This window comes from Moritella sp. 5 (genome assembly GCF_018219455.1).
GTDB lineage: Bacteria > Pseudomonadota > Gammaproteobacteria > Enterobacterales > Moritellaceae > Moritella.
Genome location: NZ_CP056122.1, coordinates 2,724,550 through 2,742,888 on the forward strand (window position 1 = coordinate 2,724,550; position 18,339 = coordinate 2,742,888).

Here is an 18,339-nt window from a genome sequence, read left to right on the forward strand (position 1 = left end):
AGATTAATGAACAATTTGCGAGATAGCAACATTAGCTTGTTTATCCATCTCAGCAGAGCCCAACATCATAATTAACTCATCGTCAGAATAAGCAGATAAATCGTTAGCTTGTTCAATAATATCTTCCATGACCGCGTTGACGTCACCATTCTGTACTCTGTGCCACTGATAAAAACTGATAAGTAATACTTGTAATACATAGTCTTCATCTAATAAAGCTACATCAATACCACTTTCTAATGCCACTGCTTCCAATGTTTCAATGTCAAAGGAAATACTGCCATCATAATCAAGTTCAAGTCCTAAGGAGTCAAAACTAATCCCATCTGGGATACTAATTTCGACCCTAGTTAATGCGGAAATATCCATTTTGCATTCCCTCTTTAAGTCAAGCATAGATACAAAGTAACACTAATACGAAAAAAAACAACCTTCTAATACTATTCAAAAATTAACTTATTCTGTTTCTGTCGCTGTCACTTTCACATCCGTAAACGTAAACGCGAGCTCATCACCCTTCAATTGAATATCAACAGCGCCACCATTTAACAATTTACCAAACAAGATCTCATTGGCAAGATTACGTTTAATTTTATCTTGAATAACACGCGCCATTGGTCTAGCGCCCATCGTTTTATCGTAACCTTTATCAGCTAGCCATTTACGAGCATCGTTTGATACATGCAAGGTAACTTGTTTGTCATCTAACTGTGCTTCTAATTCAACCAAGAATTTATCAACAACCATATGGATAACACTCATATCAAGATGATTAAACCAGATAATGTTATCAAGACGATTACGGAACTCAGGTGCAAACAGTTTATTAACTTCGCCAAGCGCATCACTATTATTATCTTGTTCTTTAAAACCAATGGATTGACGAACTGTTTCCGTTGCACCAGCGTTAGTTGTCATAACTAAGATAATATTACGGAAATCAGCTTTACGGCCATTGTTGTCCGTTAATGTACCGTTATCCATCACTTGTAATAACAAGTTAAATACATCTGGATGTGCTTTTTCAATTTCATCCAATAACACAACAGCATGTGGTTGTTTAATAACCGCATCCGTTAATAGACCACCTTGATCATAACCAACATAGCCAGGAGGCGCACCAATCAAACGAGATACGGTATGACGCTCCATGTATTCCGACATATCAAAACGGATCAGGTCAACACCCATAATTTTAGCTAAACGTTGAGTCACTTCTGTTTTACCAACACCTGTCGGACCAGCAAACAAGAAAGAGCCAATTGGTTTTGTTTCAGCGCCTAAACCAGAACGCGATAAACGAATCGCATCGGTCAATACTTCAATCGCAGGGTCTTGCCCAAACACAACCATTTTCAAGTTACGTTCTAAGTTTCGAAGTACATCACGATCATTAGAAGAAACTGATTTTTCTGGAATACGAGCCATTTTTGCAATAATAGATTCAATTTCACCAATACCGATCGTTTTCTTACGTTTATTTATCGGTAACAAGCGCTGTTTAGCACCCGCTTCATCCATCACATCAATCGCCTTATCAGGTAATTGACGTTCATTAATGTACTTCGCAGATAGCTCTGTTGCTGCACGTAGCGCTTTAGTCGTATAGCGTACATCATGATGTTCTTCGTAGCGAGACTTCAAACCTTGCAGAATTTTAACCGTATCATCAATAGAAGGTTCAACAATATCCACTTTTTGGAAACGGCGCGCTAACGCACTGTCTTTCTCAAAGATTTGACTGTACTCAGAATATGTCGTCGAACCAATACAACGTAACGTACCATTACTTAATAATGGCTTAATTAAATTTGCGGCATCAAGTTGACCACCTGACGCGGCACCAGCCCCAACAATCGTGTGAATTTCATCAATAAATAAAATAGCATCATCGTGTTTTTGTAACTGTTTCAATAATGATTTAAAACGTTTTTCAAAATCACCTCGGTACTTGGTACCAGCAAGTAGAGCGCCTAAATCGAGTGAGAATACCTGCGTATTTTTCATCACATCAGGGACTTCTTTATTGACGATTCGGTATGCGAGACCTTCTGCAATCGCCGTTTTGCCCACACCGGCTTCACCAACCAATAATGGGTTATTTTTACGGCGACGACATAATATTTGAATAGTACGATTTAGTTCTTCATTACGCCCAATTAATGGATCAATCCGCCCTTCGACAACAGATTTATTGAGATTAGTAGAAAAGTTTTCAAGTTGAGTCGATTGGTCTTCACTATCATTAATGACTTGTTCCGAAGCGTCATGACTATCTTCAGCACCCGGTTCTTCATCATTTTTACGAATCCCGTGCGAAATGAAATTAATCACATCTAATCGGCTCATACCTGCTTTTTTCAATATATAAGCAGCTTGTGATTCTTGCTCACTGAAGATAGCAACAAGAACATTCGAACCTGTCACTTCGTTATTTCCTGAAGATTGCACATGGAACACAGCACGCTGTAACACACGTTGAAAACCGAGCGTAGGCTGTGTTTCTTTCTCTTCATCCGATTCTGGTAAAATAGGTGTCGTTTGTTCTAAAAAAAGCAATAGTTCATCGCGAATTGCATCGATATCACCAGAACAGCCTTTAATCGCTTCGCAAGCAGATTTATTGCTCAGTAATGAAACCAATAAATGTTCGACCGTCATAAATTCATGACGATTTTCACGTGCAGTTTTAAACGCTTCATTTAGCGTTACTTCAAGATCTTTGCTTAACATAGGCATCTCCCTATAACTACGTGTTGCGTAATATTGTCAGCATTACGTTTATGCTTGTTCCATGGTACATAATAAGGACTGTTCGTTGTCTTTTGCATATTGCATTACCTGTGATACTTTTGTCTCGGCTATATCAGCCGTAAATACGCCACAAACACCTCTGCCCCGATAATGAACAGTTAACATGATTTGGTTAGCCTTATCTATATCCATAGAAAAAAACCTTTGTAGTACATCTACAACGAAATCCATTGGAGTATAGTCATCATTATTCAAAAACACTTTGTAAAACGAAGGCGGTTTTAGTTCTTGCTCACTTTCTATACTTGTTTTGAAATCAATCAGTTCATCTAACTTACTCATAATTCTATCTTAGTACCTATCACAGATTTGGGCTAATAAGTTTCAACCTTTCGTCTAAGTTTACCTCATTTTAATCATTTTTAGGAATATTAACTTGACTATAGTGACGAATAAACTAAATTTATTAACAAGATGCGTTAAAATGATCAACATTTGAGTTACCTTGACATGTATTATTATAACCATCTTATAACCCGTGAGTTAAATGGGTGATGTAAGTTCAGTAATCAAACAATTTGCAATTACAGAAAGGATGCAGAGGTATGGCAACCGGTACGGTTAAATGGTTCAATAACGCGAAAGGATTCGGCTTCATTTGCCCTGAATCTGGTGGTGATGATGTGTTCGCTCATTTTTCAATTATACAAATGGATGGATATCGTACATTAAAAGCAGGACAAGTCGTTGACTATGAAATAGATGAAGGCCCAAAAGGATCTCATGCTGTTTCTATTTCAGCCCATGAAACAAGCGAAATAAAATAGCTTGTCGGCCTATTTTGATAAAAAGCAGCTTGGCTGCTTTTATTTTTCATAGCTATTATTTAAAGATCTTAACGGCTAAATTTATAATATAAATCAACCGCCTTATCTACACCCGATACTAATTCTATATAGAGCTTCGGAATAATTTCATATCGTACGATGACCTCACTTAAATCCGAGAATAAACCAATGCCATAACGAATTTGTATACCAGGTAATACATAGCCACTCACTTCGACCCTAGTATCATTACCTTGCCCACTAGTATCGATGGAGAAATCTGTAACTCCCAGTGTATCACCCAAGAAATTGATCACGTCTTTACCTTGCCCAAGACTCGAACCAACAAGCATTGTCTTTATCACAACGTCTTGACTCGTTTCATCTTCCGAGTCTATATCTCGCCCACGTAATAAATAGGAGATCATACGAGTTTGCGGCATTTCAGGCTCTGAAAATATCGTAAACACTGGTTTTTTAACAGGTCCGATTAATCGGACACCGACAATAACGTTGTCTTCTGTCACCTCTGAATTACGAATAGCTTCTACATTTATATAAGGGTTTTCGATGGGGCCAGAAAATACAATTTGTCCTTTTCGAATATAGAGATCTTGACCAAACGAACGGTAACGACCACTTTCAAACTGAAGCATCCCATCAGAAAATAAATTACCATCGCCATCAAGAATAACATTTACATCGCCAGTAATATTAGATTTAAGACCAAATGAATCTATTTTCACATTGTCTAATAATTTAATATTCACTTCAACATCGAGTGGGTAGTTCTGTTTTTCATTGACGTCATCAGCGTCAACAATAACCACATCATTAGAAACCGGGATCGCGGTTTGCGGTAATTTCTCTACTTTAATTCGCGCATACGGTATTACAATATCACCGCTAATTTTAGTCCCTAGAGTGTTGCCTTTAATGCTTATGTTAGGGCTAAAATGTAGATGTACCCCCTTACTATCGTCAAACTCAAAGTTGTCACCCTGTAGAAGCATTTGATAGTTGAATTCATTACCCCAAGTAATATTACCGACGATTTTAGCTAGCCCTTTACCAGAATTAGCGCTACCAGTAATACTCGCTTTTTGACCACTAGATTCTATACTAAATTGAAAATTGTCTAGTGTGACAGGTAATTCATCTCCAGCTAAATAACCATTGTTGACATTGAACTGCCCGATGAACTCAGGCTTGTCTAAAGTCCCATCTACAATACCAGCACCGGATACAACACCATTAAGTACATCTACCTGATAAATAAGCGGCTCAATAAAGGCAAGATCGATATCGATGATATTGATATCGCCACTCAATTCACGCTTACCAAAGATATCATCCACACGAATATCAGATGTCATTCCACCCAATTCATGTGATTTGATATTAACCTTCGCAGTTAGACTCGATTCGTCCAATCTTACATCCGCTACTAACTTATCAAAATTAGCAATACTACTTTCTTCATCATTATAGATGAGTAACGATGAATCAATGATCTCCATCTTAGACGTCATTTGCAATGACTCGTCCTTACGCCAAGCTACTTTACTCATAATGTTAAGTAAACCTTCAATTTTGATATTTTTTTCCCTTGCTAGACCTAATTTATTTATATCGAAATCTTGCAGTTTAAATTCAAAATTGCCTGCGCCTTCAATTTTCCCGTCAAAGCCGAGACACAGCGAGGCCACCTTTTCATTCCAGCAGTGCTGCGCAATCGAAAGATAATAATCTTTTTTAGAGAAAGTGAAATTAACATTCGGGTCAATGACCCAATTACCATATTCTGAATTAACTCGCCCTTTAGTCACCTTTCCCTGTAAGGTATCACCTTTCCAAAAACCGCTTACCTTTAATAGCGCATTATTTTTTTCATTATCCAGGCTTAAGCTAATACTACTGTCAGTTTGGCCCGCTATATATTCTAAAGCAATTTTATCAATGACCTGTTCGCCGATTATTAACTTTTCACCAGTAAATGATATGTTTCCCTGCGGACTTTCAGTTAAGCTAATTCGTCCAGTAAGGTCTGCTCGCTGTAATTTATTATTTTCAAATAAAACATTATCAGTGAATAAATCAAAGTTAAGCCAAGGCTTACTCTTCTGACCCATAATAGTGAAATAACCAAACGCACTCCCCTTACTTTCTGGAAGATAAGCCGTTAGAGATTCAATATCAACTTCCCCTCCAATCTTAAGCTGCTCGTTAATAGTACCGTCTAGTTTGATTGAGTCAGCTCCACGAGAAAGTGAAAAACCATCTAGACTCCAATACAGATCTTGGTCGAGTGCTATCCTGCCCTGTAAAGTGAGTGGATAACCTTTAAAATCGGCGACGACGTCAATATCATCAATATCAAGTTTCCAATCATTATCTAATTCGGGTTTGAGGTTAAAATTAACCGTAGCGCTTCCATGCGGCTGTAACTTTATATCTGGCCAAAATTGATCTAATCGTATGCCTTCTGCTGCGACTTTACTTTTTACCGTAATGCCATCTGTCCATTTTAGTTGCCCAGATGCTGAAACATGTCCACTCAGCGTTTTAGCGTTAATCCGAGAAAATGATAAATCTTGTAGACTCCCTTTACCTTTTGCATCAAGATCCAACAACGGTGCATTATCAATATCTAACAGTCCTGAAACGGCTATAGTGTAGTCATCAAGATTACCTTGCATTGACAACTTCCCATCCGCTAAGTTGATATATGCCGGCTTCAGTAATGGCCAGCTTAATTGTTGCCAATTAGCATTGATAGTAAAGGGTAAGGCAGGACGTAACGGCGCGAGTAATGCATCGATATGCGTATTAATCGGCCCTGATGTATTGATAGCTAAATTCATACTATCAAGGCTACCCGTCGCGTTGATATTGACAGCAAGTTGCTTTAACAACGTTGGTTTTTTTAATGTTGTGTTAACCGTCGCATACAAGGGGTAATCTTTTTGTAATACAATTTGTCCTTTAATACTGGTATCAGCCTGCGGCATATTAACGATAAGCTTTTCGAACCCAACTTCTCCAGAATCAATATAACCGACTAAGTCTATCGAATTGAAATATAGTAATAAATCATTTACTTGAAGTTTAGACTGAATAAGCTTTGCATCATGCACATCTACACGTAGTGGAATTGAAACCTGATAAAGTTCGAACTCATTTAATAGATCAGTAACGATATCTAATTGTTTATTTGTTTCTTCAACCAAGGTGGTAGGTTTCGAGCTTATAGCGCCACTTGTTACCTTATTTCCTTCTGATTCAGTTGATACTTGAACATCTACATTATGTGTTATCAACTTGGTAACAGCAATATCTCGCCCTGATAAATTAACTACAGCCTCAAGACGATCAGCAGTCACACTGGTATTAGCAACAATAACATTAATATCTCGAATATCTATATTTGAAGCGCTGATTAAAATAGGGATATTTAATTGCCAAGTATCATTTTCAATTTTATCATCGAGCTTAGCGATACGTGATAGTGTGTCATTCAAATCAATACCGAGAAGTGTACTAGGTTCTTCCGTTAGAGGCATAATGAAAGATACTGCGCTAGAATCCAGTTTATTAATGCAGACTTCTGCACTAAATAAACAATTTAAATCAATGTCATATGCTAAGTCTGAAATTGAAAGCTGAAATAGTTCCCCTTGCCAGTCAATTGTTTTCCAATGTGCTTGATTAAAAACTGTGCCTTCTTCTAGAACCAGGTGTAGCGGTAATTCTGTGTTATTTAATTTATTAATAATGAACTGGTTTCCGGCATGACTGCCGAGTAAGGCTGTTAAGCTACTAACAATCAGAATTAAACTTACAAAAAACAATTGAATAAGCCGCATTACAATTCAGGTCCAATATACAAATGAAAAGTATACTTAGTATCTGTATCTGAATTAACAGGTACAGCGAAGTCAACTTTGACAGGGCCAATAGGAGTCATCCAACGGAGACCAGTCCCAACACCCACACTAATAGGTTCAGAAAAATCATTGGTTGATGTACCCGCATCGGTAAATAGTCCAACACGCCATTTTTCAGCAAATTGATAACCGTACTCAAACGAGCCAACCGTTAAATAGCGACCACCTATATACTTTTTATTGTCATCAACAGCTGTAACCGTTTCATATTGATAACCTCGAATACTTTGACTACCACCAGCAAAAAAACGCATTGATGCTGGCACACTCTCGACTTTATCGACATAAATAGCGCCTAAATCAAAACGCGTTGTGAAAAAGTGAGTTCTATCGATAGAGCGTAAATACTTTGTCCGGTTCTGTATTTTAGCCATATTAATGTCAGCCCCCCAGCCACGACTCGCGACCTCAAAACTAAAAAGCTGCTGATTACCCCAATAAGGATCAACACCGCCACGTTGATTTGTTTTCGCAAAACTAACACCAGGTAATACCATGATGGTATTACCTTTTTGGCTAGCCTGGGTGAAATTTTCTTGCTCAAATTTTATAAACCAAGTACGCAACCACTTAGATTCTAATTCAAATTGACGTTGTAACTGTAGAGTGTACAGATCACTCTTTGTATCCTTGCTATCTTTACGCTGATAACCTAATTGGATTTTAGCTATGTTGGTAATGGGATCTTCGATCGGAATATCATAGTTAGCAGTAAACTCCTGCTGTACTTTTGAATATTCAAATTTTGCGGAAACACTATCACCACGACTATTGATCCAAGGTTTTTTCCAGCCTAACGTACCTCTAACACCCACATCACTGAGATAGCCAATACCTACTTCATACGTATTGCTAGGATGATTTATGACTGTGATTACCATTGGGATTTTACCATCTGCTCTACCATTAATATTAGGCACAACAGATGCAGACTGGAAATATCGACTATTAAATAATGCTAAACTATATTCAGCGACTAAATCAGAATCATACGCTTGTCCCTCCTCAAACGTTGCTAGTTCAGTGACTATAAATTCAGATTTTGTTGGATTGGATAAAACACTCTCTCCGAATACATAACGCTGCTTACTATCAAAAATAAGATCGATTTCTGCGCTATTTTTTTTAACACTAACGCGCACTTCACTTTTTAGCCATTTACTATCAAAATAGCCCCGCGCTAGCGCAAGTTTACTGATATTTGCCTTAAATTTGTCGTAGTCCGCATGTGATAAATTGTCACCTCTATGCAATGGTATTTCATTCAATAAATGAATAAAAGCCGTATCATTTTTTGCACCACCATTAATTTCCACATTAACAACGGATAGCGTCACCCTTTCCCCTAATTGAATATCAATAAAGACGAGGAGTTCATCATCATCAACAGTCAGGTGGACCGTAATTTCGGGGCGATAAAAACCAAAAACTTGGATCGACTCGATAAGATTTTTACGTACTTTAGATTCAAAATAACTGTAATTGTTACCTTTAGGAATAGAGACCGTCGATAAGTAAGAATTAACGTTATCTTTGATATCACCTGAGACACCATTAATATCGAAAGCAACACTTGAAACAGCAAACGCGGAAGGAGAGAAAACTGAAGAATATAAAAATAGAATAAATGCGCATAAAACTGATAGTTTCACTAACTGAGACCTTACTTAGCACAGTTCAATATAGAATCGTACTTTCCATGTAAAAGAAAATGATGAATAACAGATTAGTCTAATTACAATATAAATTCAATGGCGCAATATTTACCACACCATTGTATATACCCAAACTACTTCAAACTGCGCAATCAACACTTTGAAATTGTTTGGGTAAATTAACTAAATACCTTCACTAATGATACGTTTAGCTAATGTGCTAGAACAACCAAAGTGTGTCCAGTTTTCCGTTAACAGAACGGTGTCATATTTACGGCAGATATGTGGTAAAAATGTATCATGGCAATCAGATATTAATTGTAGATAATCACGAGATGTACCTTGCTCTGCATCACGAGCACGTGAAAGCATACGCGTATACGCAGTTTCCGCATCAGAGCGTAAATAAACAACGGCAGACACACGCGGGTAATCTTTTAATTTAGTTTGAATATCATAATAATAATCAAGATCTTTACCATCTGGGCGGCACGCTTCTGCTAAATTGGCTTGACAGAAAACAAGATCAGAGAACAACGAACGTTCAATAATATAATTAAATTTAGGATCTAAGTCTTTACAGATATCCGCTCTTTTATTGGTAATGTAACGTTGAAATTCAATGCGGCGTGTCGAGTCTACCGTAAACGCTTGTAACAATCGTTTAAATTCTGGATCTGAATCCACATCTTCTAAAATTAATCGCCACTCTGAATTATCATGTTCAGTTAATTTTGCAGCCAGTAAGGGTAATAATGTTGACTTACCAACACCAATATTACCTTCAATCGCGACTAGCTTAAACGTTTGCTCATTACTCATTATAAAACCTATGGTGCCATATGATGCCAATATAAGCGGAATATTATAGCATATTGACCGATCTATCCAAGCTCAAGCACGTCTAAAATATAAGCAGTTTAATAAATTAAGTCTGATTTTTTTACCTGTTAACGTAAATCATACATTCACCTAAGTTATTTATTACTGTATCATATGCCGCCTTAATGAGGCATATTGCCCAATTGCTAGGATATCCAATGAAATTTTCATCATATAGTTTTACTCCCGAAATTTTACGCGCGCTAGATGCTTGTAATTATGACCAAATGACGCCTGTACAACAGCAAGCTATTCCAGCAGCTGGTCGCGGTAAAGATATTCTAGCTAACGCACAAACAGGTACTGGTAAAACAGCTGCGTTTGCTTTACCTATCTTGCAGCAAATCGCAGATACGCCAAAAGACATCCACTCAGGCAGCGTACGTGCGCTAATCTTAGTACCGACACGTGAGCTAGCAGCACAAGTAACAGACAACATCCAAGCATACAGCCAATTCATGGAACTTAACGTTGTGAGTGTATACGGCGGCGTTAAAATGGAAACGCAAACTAAACAGCTTAAACAAGGTGTTGATGTTTTAGTTGCAACGCCAGGTCGTTTATTAGAACACCTGCAACTTAACAACACCAACCTTGCTAATGTTGAACACTTAGTACTAGACGAAGCAGATCGTATGCTTGATATGGGTTTCATCACCGATATCCGTAAGATCTTAGAGTCTATATCAAATGATTTCCAAACAATGCTTTTCTCTGCAACGTTATCTCAACAAATGAAGCACCTAGCAAATGAATTACTGTCTAGCCCAGTGGTTGTTTCTGCTTCAAAAGAAAACTCTACAGCGTCAACAATTAAACACGTTATTCACCCTGTTGAGCAACGTCGTAAACAAGAGCTTTTATCTGAGTTAATCGGTACTAAAAACTGGAAACAAGTATTAGTTTTTGTTAACACTAAAGAAGCGGCTAATAACATCGTTAAGGAATTAAAACTTGACGGTATTAAAGCTGACGTTTGTCACGGTGATAAAGGCCAAGGCGCACGTCGTCGTGCATTAGGTGAATTTAAAGAAGGTAAAATCCGTGCGCTAGTTGCGACAGATGTTGCTGCACGTGGTCTTGATGTTCAAGGTCTTAAGTACGTAGTTAACTTTGATTTACCATTCCTAGCAGAAGATTATGTTCACCGTATCGGTCGTACAGGCCGTGCAGGCGAAACAGGTAATGCTGTATCATTTGTATCGCGTGAAGAAGAACACGGTCTGGCTGATATTGAAGCGATGATCGGGTATAAGATTGAACGCCAAGTTGTTAAAGGCTATGAAGTAAGTAACCGTGATCGTCTAATTGCAGACATTAGTGGTCGTGCTTCGCATGAGCGTCGTCAGCCTCGTCGTAACAAAGCGGTTGGTGAAGAAAAAGTTGAGCATAAACCAAAAACAACTGCGCCATCGAAAAAAGCAAGTAAAGGTAAGCACCGTAAAACAAGTGCTAAGTTACACCGTAAAGGTAATGTTGCTGCGCCAAAACAAAAATAACAATTAGCTTAGCTATTCGTTAAAATAGTAAGGCCCTATTAAATAACCAACTTGGTTTGTTTAATAGGGCCTTTGTTGTATTTACGAAACAGTATCTACAATATATTATTTACAGAATCATTGTTGATGATCTGCAATTACTTCCAACGGTCTGCTGCTGTAGTATCAGTTTCCCGAGCATCAACCCAATGGGAACCCGCTTCCGTTGCTTCTTTTTTCCAGAATGGTGCTTGGGTTTTTAAATAGTCCATAATGAACTCACATGCTTGAAACGCATCACCACGGTGCATACTTGCCACACCAACAAAAACAATCTGATCACCTAATGCTAATTCGCCAACACGGTGAATCACTTTAACGCCTTGGATAGACCAGCGAGTTTCAGCTTCAACCAATATCTTAGCCAGTGACTTTTCAGTCATGCCAGGATAATGCTCAAGTGTTAAACCCGATACATTATCACCTTGGTTAAAATCGCGTACCTTCCCGATAAAAGTAACAACAGCACCAGTACTGTGACTTTTACCTAATGCCGCATATTCTGCTGCTAGGTCAAAATCTTCAGTTTGGATCTGAATCATATCTGTATTCATTTAGCCTCCAGTAACCGGTGGAAAAAATGCGACCTCGACACCATCGATAAGTGGCGAGTCTAAACTACAAATTTCTTGGTCAATAGCCACCAGCAATTTATCAGAATCAAGCGCCAGCGCCCACTTATCGCCTTTAGCAGCCAGTTCTGCACGTAATGCATTCACAGACTCAAACTGGCCAGCCACGTCTAACTCCGCGCATTCAACTAATTCTCTAATTTGTGCAAAAAATAATACTTTAATCATCATAATACCCTGCGCTATCTAAACTTTAAAATGACCTGACTTGCCACCTTTCTTTTCAAGCAGTTTGACACCATCAATAATGATATCTTTTTGAACTGCCTTACACATATCATAAATCGTTAATGCAGCAACAGATGCGGCTGTTAACGCTTCCATTTCAACGCCGGTTTTACCCGAAAGCTTACAACACGTTTCGATACGTACAAGGTTGTTTTCTGGCTCAGGCGTTAATTCAACCGTTACTTTGGTCAACATTAGTGGATGACAAAGCGGAATGATATCGGATGTTTTCTTTGCAGCTTGAATACCCGCAATACGCGCTGTCGCAAATACATCACCTTTATGATGATCACCCGACATAATTAGCGCAAGCGTGTCTGCTGACATACGTACAATAGCTTCTGCTCTTGCTTCACGTTGTGTTACTGTTTTCTCTGTAACATCAACCATATTTGCTTCACCAGAAGCATTTACATGAGTAAATTTTTGAGACATTAATAATTCCTATAACTTAAATACTATAGCTTAAATACTATAGCTTAAATATGTGGCATAAAATTGCATGGACGATGTGAACTATTTAACTGCTCACGTAAAATCTTATTCCAACCAGTTTTACATGCGCCTGTCGAACCCGGCATGCAGAAAATAACGGTTTTATTTGCAAAACCACCCACTGCACGGCTCTGAATTGTCGATGTTCCGATCTCATCGTATGAAACTGCACGGAATAATTCACCAAAGCCTTCGATCGCTTTATCAAATAATGGTTGAACCGCTTCAGGCGTTGTATCGCGAGCAGTAAAACCTGTGCCACCGGTAATTAGCACACCTTGAATATCTTCATCAGCAATCCACTGAGATACAATAGCTCGGATCTTATATTTATCATCAATGACGATCTTTTTATCCATTAAAATATGACCCTCAGCAACAAGAGCTTCTGCAAGAAAGCGCCCTGAAGTATCTGTTCCTTCATTACGGGTATCGGATACGGTTAATACGGCAAGTTTTGCGGCTTTAAACCCTGATTCAGCATGGCTCATTATTTTTCCTTTCAATTCGGTCATGTTATTAAATAATTATAAGGGATTAAGCTTATTAGTCGTTGATCTTGATCAGCGAGTAAATAACGATCACGTGTCGTTATTATTTATTATTTGCTAGTCACTTTAACTTTGTTGTTATTATCGCGACTTTCACGGATCAACGCATCATTAGCAATCGTTCCGGTTGACTTCGCCAGACGGTCATACAGTAGGACATTCACCGTAGCTGCAAGATTCATGCAACCAACGGTAGGCACATAAACAACCGCAGATGCCCGATCAATTACTTTTTGATCTATGGTCCCGTCTTCAGGTCCAAAGATATAAATAACATTATCAGGATGCTCAAACGCGGGTAGCGGGATTGCGCCTTCAGCTAATTCAACACACACTATATTGGTTGATTCTGGAATACTATCAAGCCAATTATCAACACCCGTTAATGGTGTTTTAGCCGCGATATTCTGGGTGTCGGTTTGAAAGGCTGAGGCTCGGTCATATCTTAGACCAGTGTAATAAACCGCATCAGCTTGATAACAACCAGCAGCGCGCATTACAGCACCAACATTAGTCGGACTTTTAGGATTGGTTAAACCAATAGATACATTTTTGTTTTTCATTCAGTGCTTTATTTTATCAATAATAAACGGGATATTGTGGCGGTATAATACAGGGATATTAAAGCCACCTCAAGGTAGTAAGTTAGAGAATAAAAAAGGCCGCATTACAGTAATGCGGCCTTAACATTATTAATCTAGTTTACGTTGTAATTATTTCTTTTTGTCTGAAGTAAAAGACAATGCCCATACTGAAAACCCTGCCACGCCAATAAAACCAACGAGGAAAATAAACGGTATCGCAGTGTAACCTAGGATATGCCAAATAACGTATTCTAACGTACTCATAATAGTGTTTCCTTTTATCTATCTACCAACCAGGTACGTCTGACATATCTGGTAGCTGATGGGCAATACCCTTATGGCAATCAACACATGTTTTTTCACCACTCGCTAATGCCGTAGAATGCTGCTTTCTACTACGTGGGCCTTGTTCTGAAAAGTCCATGAATTCAAAGTTATGACAATTACGGCATTCCTGTGAATCATTTTCTTTCATACGTTGCCATTCGCGTACAGCTAAATGCTTACGACGTGCTTCAAACTTTTCTTGAGTAGAAATTTTCCCCATCAAGAATGCAACAATTTCATTACTCGCTTGCACTTTACGTACAATTTTATCAGTCCATTTATGCGGTACGTGGCAATCAGAACAGATAGCGCGTACACCAGAACGATTAGAGTAGTGAATTGTTTCTTTTAGTTCTTTAAGAATAGGTGCATGACAAGCAGAACAAAACTCTTCTGTATTTGTCGCTTCCATACCCATGTTAAAAGCACCCCAAAAAATAATACCGCCAAGAAAACCCATTGCCAAGACAGTACCAACAGCCGCTTTACTTGGTGTCGTTAATTTACGCCAAAAATTTAAAATTAATTTCATTTTATCGCCTCTTTTTCGTTTAGGCTACTTTCATTTAGATAAATCAACGCAATGAATCTACACGTTTAAAATCATTTTTGATTAACGGTGATGCATCTGCTTGTGTAACATGGCACTGCAAGCAGAAGTAACGACGTGGTGACACATCAGATAATACTTCGCCTTCACGTGATTGATAATGCGTTACACTGATTTTAGTCGCGCCCATTTCACCTGCGTATTTCCAGCTGTGACATGACAGACATTTGTTCGCATTTAAAGACACTTCATAATGACGTGTTTGATGCGGAATCAGTGGTGGTTGGTATACGTAATCACGATCGATTGGACTACGATCTTTGATCACACGTTTCAACTCATCCGCTTTACGAGTGGTGTCTAACTCAGTGATACCACGTAATGATGCAACACCACCGTTATTTACATTTTCAATTACAGCAGTTTCTGTACTTTGTGCTGATACAGAGAATAACGTCCCTGCAGCTAGCAGCACAGCCAATAATTTTCTCATATAATGTTCTCCGCCTATTGGCAAATAAATCCGTTATTTACCAGTATCGTTTACTGGCAAACTCGTTCAGTAAGATGTGCAGTTTTTAATTACACTTTGGTAATTTTAATTGCACATTTTTTATAATCCGTTTGTTTTGATAACGGATCCGTAGCATCTAGACATACTTTGTTAATTAATACTCGCGCATCAAACCAAGGTACAAATACTAAGCCTACTGGAGGGCGGTTACGACCACGTGTTTCTACACGACAGCGCACTTCACCACGAAGAGATTCAATAAGAACTTCATCACCGCGACGTACATTACGTTTTTTAGCGTCATCAGGATGGATATAACAAAGTGCATCCGGCATTGCACGATATAATTCAGGAACACGTGCTGTCATCGTACCTGAGTGCCAATGTTCGAGAACACGACCAGTACATAACCACATATCATATTCTTCATTTGGCATTTCAGGTGGCGCTTCGTACGGTGCAAAGATAATGTTTGCTTTACCATCTGGCTTACCATAGAACTCAAAGCCTTTACCTTTACCTACGTATGGGTCACTGCCTTCTGCAAAACGCCATTTTGTTTCAACACCGTTCACAACAGGCCAACGTAAACCACGTACTGTATGGTAAACATCATAAGGGGCTAGATCATGACCATGACCACGACCAAAACTTGCATATTCTTCAAATAGACCTTTTTGCACATAGAAACCTTGATCATTTGCATCATCATTTAGCTCTTGCGCTTCGCTTAATGGGAATGCATCAACATTACCGTTACGATAAAGTACATCGTACATAGTCTTACCACGGTGCTCTGGCATTTTAGCTAATAGGTCTTCGCCCCACACTTCTTCAATCTTAAAGCGCTTAGAGAATTCCATTAACTGCCATAAATCTGATTTTGCACCTTCAACAGATTTAACTTGTTGATACCAAGCTTGTGTACGACGCTCAGCATTACCGTATGCGCCCTCTTTCTCTACCCACATTGCTGTTGGTAAAATAAGATCAGATGCTTGTGCCGTTACTGTTGGGTATGGGTCAGAACAAACGATGAAGTTAGCTGGGTTGCGGTAACCCGGTAAGCCCTCTTCCATCATGTTTGGTGCTGCTTGCATATTGTTATTACACATAGTCCAATACGCATTTAACGTACCGTCTTTTAATGCGCGGTTTTGTGCAACAGCATGTAGACCTGGTTTCGGTGGAATCGTACCTTCTGGTAATTTCCAAATCTTTTCAGCAGTTGCGCGATGTTTCGGGTTCGCAACAACCATATCAGCTGGTAATCGGTGTGAGAATACCCCCACCTCACGTGCTGTACCACACGCAGATGGTTGACCCGTTAGCGAGAATGGACCATTACCCGGTTGTGATATTTTACCAACAAGTAAATGGATGTTGTAAACAAGGCTGTTCATCCATACACCACGAGTATGTTGATTCATACCCATTGTCCATAGCGACATTACTTTGATGTTTGGATCTGCATATTGCTTAGCAAGTGTAATTAGTTTTTCTTCTGATACACCTGAGATTTCAGATGCTTTCTCAACCGTATACTCAGCAACAGACGCCTTATACTCTTCAAATGTCATTGCTGTCATTTTTCCCGAGTTAGGGTTTTTGGCTTTAGCTTGCATTGGATGTTCGTCACGTAAGCCGTAACCGATATCCGTTGCTGTACGTTTAAAGTGTGTATGCTTATTAACGAAATCCCAGTTTACAGCATCGTTTTGAATGATGTAATTAGCAATAAAGTTAGCCATTGCTAAATCGGATTGAGGGTTGAAAACAATCCCCATATCAGCTAATTCAAAAGAACGATGTTTATAAGTGGATAATACATTAACTTTAACATGCTGATTACTTAAGCGGTGATCAGTAATACGCGTCCATAAAATCGGATGCATTTCCGCCATGTTTGAACCCCAAAGTACAAACGAATCTGCATTTTCGAAATCATCATAACAACCCATTGGCTCATCAATACCAAAGGTACGCATGAAACCACCAACAGCAGAAGCCATACAGTGACGCGCATTCGGATCAATGTTATTTGAACGGAAGCCTGCTTTCATCAATTTAACTGCTGCATACCCTTCCATTACGGTCCACTGACCAGAACCAAACATACCCACTGATGTTGGACCGTTTGCTTTTAGTGATGCTTTCCATTTCTCAGCCATGATATCAAACGCTTGATCCCATGAAATTGGTGCAAATTCACCGTCTTTCGCAAACTTACCATCTCGCATACGCAGTAAAGGCGTTGTTAAACGATCTTTCCCGTACATGATTTTAGATAAGAAATAGCCTTTAACACAGTTAAGACCTTTATTTACAGGAGCTTCAGGATCGCCTTGAGTAGCAACAACTCGGCCACCTTGTGTACCGACTAATACAGAGCAACCTGTACCACAGAATCGGCATGGGGCTTTATCCCACTTAATTTTAGTCTCATCACGACTTGCAATCAGGTTTGTTGCACTCGCAGGAAGAGTAACGCCAGCAATTGCAGCTGCAGAGACTGCAGCATTTGCTTTAACAAACGCACGTCTGGTTAATTTCATAGATCATCCTCACATGATAGATCGATAGTTTCAATTTGGTGAAAAACAAGAGAAGTACTTAAGACATGTTCGAAATTATTAATTTTATCAATAATATCGGTAACAAATTTTTGATTACTGGTTTCTAATACGACGATAATTTTACCCTCTTCACTATCACCGTAAATTTCAGCATCAGGAAGTGCTGAAATTTTATGCTTCACGTCTACCAAACCTTCTGGTTTCACGTGAATAATTAGACTCGATATATGAACTTCTTGTTCTGCCATTTTATGACCTTATAATTATTATAAAACGAAT

General features: G+C 38.7%; 18 protein-coding genes. 2 read left to right on the forward strand and 16 right to left on the reverse strand.

What is annotated here, in order from left to right; genetic code table 11:
• Window positions 1–3 precede the first annotated feature (3 nt).
• From HWV01_RS12185 to clpS, 3 genes are all read right to left on the reverse strand, one after another.
• Window positions 4–369: a hypothetical protein gene (locus HWV01_RS12185; RefSeq protein WP_211671810.1), complete on the reverse strand. Its 366-nt coding sequence runs from the start codon at window positions 367–369 to the stop codon at window positions 4–6.
• Window positions 370–456: 87 nt separating this feature from the next.
• Window positions 457–2,733: an ATP-dependent Clp protease ATP-binding subunit ClpA gene (clpA, locus tag HWV01_RS12190; RefSeq protein WP_211671812.1), complete on the reverse strand. Its 2,277-nt coding sequence runs from the start codon at window positions 2,731–2,733 to the stop codon at window positions 457–459.
• A 48-nt stretch (window positions 2,734–2,781) separates the two neighbouring features.
• Window positions 2,782–3,096: an ATP-dependent Clp protease adapter ClpS gene (gene clpS, locus HWV01_RS12195; protein WP_019440075.1), complete on the reverse strand. Its 315-nt coding sequence runs from the start codon at window positions 3,094–3,096 to the stop codon at window positions 2,782–2,784.
• Between the two features lie 263 nt (window positions 3,097–3,359).
• On the opposite strand from clpS, the gene cspD reads away from it, so the two are divergent.
• A complete protein-coding gene (cspD, locus tag HWV01_RS12200; RefSeq protein ID WP_045110286.1) occupies window positions 3,360–3,581 on the forward strand; it encodes a cold shock domain-containing protein CspD in 222 nt (73 codons plus the stop codon).
• A gap of 68 nt (window positions 3,582–3,649) precedes the next feature.
• On the opposite strand, the gene HWV01_RS12205 is transcribed toward cspD, so the two are convergent.
• The 3 genes from HWV01_RS12205 to HWV01_RS12215 form a co-directional block, all read right to left on the reverse strand.
• Window positions 3,650–7,447, reverse strand: a complete 3,798-nt coding sequence (locus HWV01_RS12205) for a translocation/assembly module TamB domain-containing protein (RefSeq protein ID WP_211671813.1) — start codon at window positions 7,445–7,447, stop codon at window positions 3,650–3,652.
• A complete protein-coding gene (locus HWV01_RS12210; RefSeq protein ID WP_249185288.1) occupies window positions 7,447–9,180 on the reverse strand; it encodes an autotransporter assembly complex family protein in 1,734 nt (577 codons plus the stop codon). Before HWV01_RS12210 ends, HWV01_RS12205 begins: the two co-directional genes overlap by 1 nt.
• A gap of 186 nt (window positions 9,181–9,366) precedes the next feature.
• Window positions 9,367–10,005: a deoxynucleoside kinase gene (locus HWV01_RS12215; protein ID WP_211671814.1), complete on the reverse strand. Its 639-nt coding sequence runs from the start codon at window positions 10,003–10,005 to the stop codon at window positions 9,367–9,369.
• Between the two features lie 218 nt (window positions 10,006–10,223).
• On the opposite strand from HWV01_RS12215, the gene HWV01_RS12220 reads away from it, so the two are divergent.
• Window positions 10,224–11,564 carry a DEAD/DEAH box helicase gene (locus tag HWV01_RS12220; protein WP_211671815.1) on the forward strand — a complete coding sequence of 447 codons (1,341 nt, stop codon included), beginning with the start codon at window positions 10,224–10,226 and terminating at the stop codon, window positions 11,562–11,564.
• Window positions 11,565–11,701: 137 nt separating this feature from the next.
• On the opposite strand, the gene moaE is transcribed toward HWV01_RS12220, so the two are convergent.
• The 10 genes from moaE to HWV01_RS12270 all read right to left on the reverse strand — a co-directional run bounded on the left by moaE (window position 11,702) and on the right by HWV01_RS12270 (window position 18,308).
• Complete coding sequence (gene moaE, locus HWV01_RS12225) at window positions 11,702–12,157, reverse strand: molybdopterin synthase catalytic subunit MoaE (protein WP_211671816.1); 456 nt, start codon at window positions 12,155–12,157, stop codon at window positions 11,702–11,704.
• Entirely contained in the window at window positions 12,158–12,403 is a 246-nt protein-coding gene (moaD, locus tag HWV01_RS12230; RefSeq protein ID WP_211675842.1) for a molybdopterin synthase sulfur carrier subunit, read from the reverse strand. It abuts the gene before it with no gap.
• A gap of 18 nt (window positions 12,404–12,421) precedes the next feature.
• Window positions 12,422–12,898 (reverse strand): cyclic pyranopterin monophosphate synthase MoaC, encoded by a 477-nt coding sequence (gene moaC, locus HWV01_RS12235; RefSeq protein WP_211671817.1) that lies wholly within the window; start codon window positions 12,896–12,898, stop codon window positions 12,422–12,424.
• A gap of 44 nt (window positions 12,899–12,942) precedes the next feature.
• Window positions 12,943–13,449: a molybdenum cofactor biosynthesis protein B gene (gene moaB, locus HWV01_RS12240; protein WP_211671818.1), complete on the reverse strand. Its 507-nt coding sequence runs from the start codon at window positions 13,447–13,449 to the stop codon at window positions 12,943–12,945.
• A 110-nt stretch (window positions 13,450–13,559) separates the two neighbouring features.
• A complete protein-coding gene (locus tag HWV01_RS12245; RefSeq protein ID WP_211671819.1) occupies window positions 13,560–14,072 on the reverse strand; it encodes an RNA methyltransferase in 513 nt (170 codons plus the stop codon).
• A 150-nt stretch (window positions 14,073–14,222) separates the two neighbouring features.
• On the reverse strand, window positions 14,223–14,357 hold the full coding sequence (locus HWV01_RS12250; RefSeq protein WP_211671820.1) for a TIGR02808 family protein: 135 nt from the start codon (window positions 14,355–14,357) through the stop codon (window positions 14,223–14,225).
• 22 nt (window positions 14,358–14,379) lie between these two features.
• Window positions 14,380–14,952: a NapC/NirT family cytochrome c gene (locus HWV01_RS12255; RefSeq protein WP_211671821.1), complete on the reverse strand. Its 573-nt coding sequence runs from the start codon at window positions 14,950–14,952 to the stop codon at window positions 14,380–14,382.
• A gap of 43 nt (window positions 14,953–14,995) precedes the next feature.
• Window positions 14,996–15,463 (reverse strand): nitrate reductase cytochrome c-type subunit, encoded by a 468-nt coding sequence (locus HWV01_RS12260; protein WP_211671822.1) that lies wholly within the window; start codon window positions 15,461–15,463, stop codon window positions 14,996–14,998.
• Window positions 15,464–15,552: 89 nt separating this feature from the next.
• Window positions 15,553–18,039, reverse strand: coding sequence for a periplasmic nitrate reductase subunit alpha (gene napA / locus HWV01_RS12265; RefSeq protein ID WP_211671823.1), 2,487 nt, complete (start codon window positions 18,037–18,039; stop codon window positions 15,553–15,555).
• Complete coding sequence (locus HWV01_RS12270) at window positions 18,036–18,308, reverse strand: chaperone NapD (RefSeq protein WP_211671824.1); 273 nt, start codon at window positions 18,306–18,308, stop codon at window positions 18,036–18,038. Before HWV01_RS12270 ends, napA begins: the two co-directional genes overlap by 4 nt.
• Window positions 18,309–18,339 lie beyond the last annotated feature (31 nt).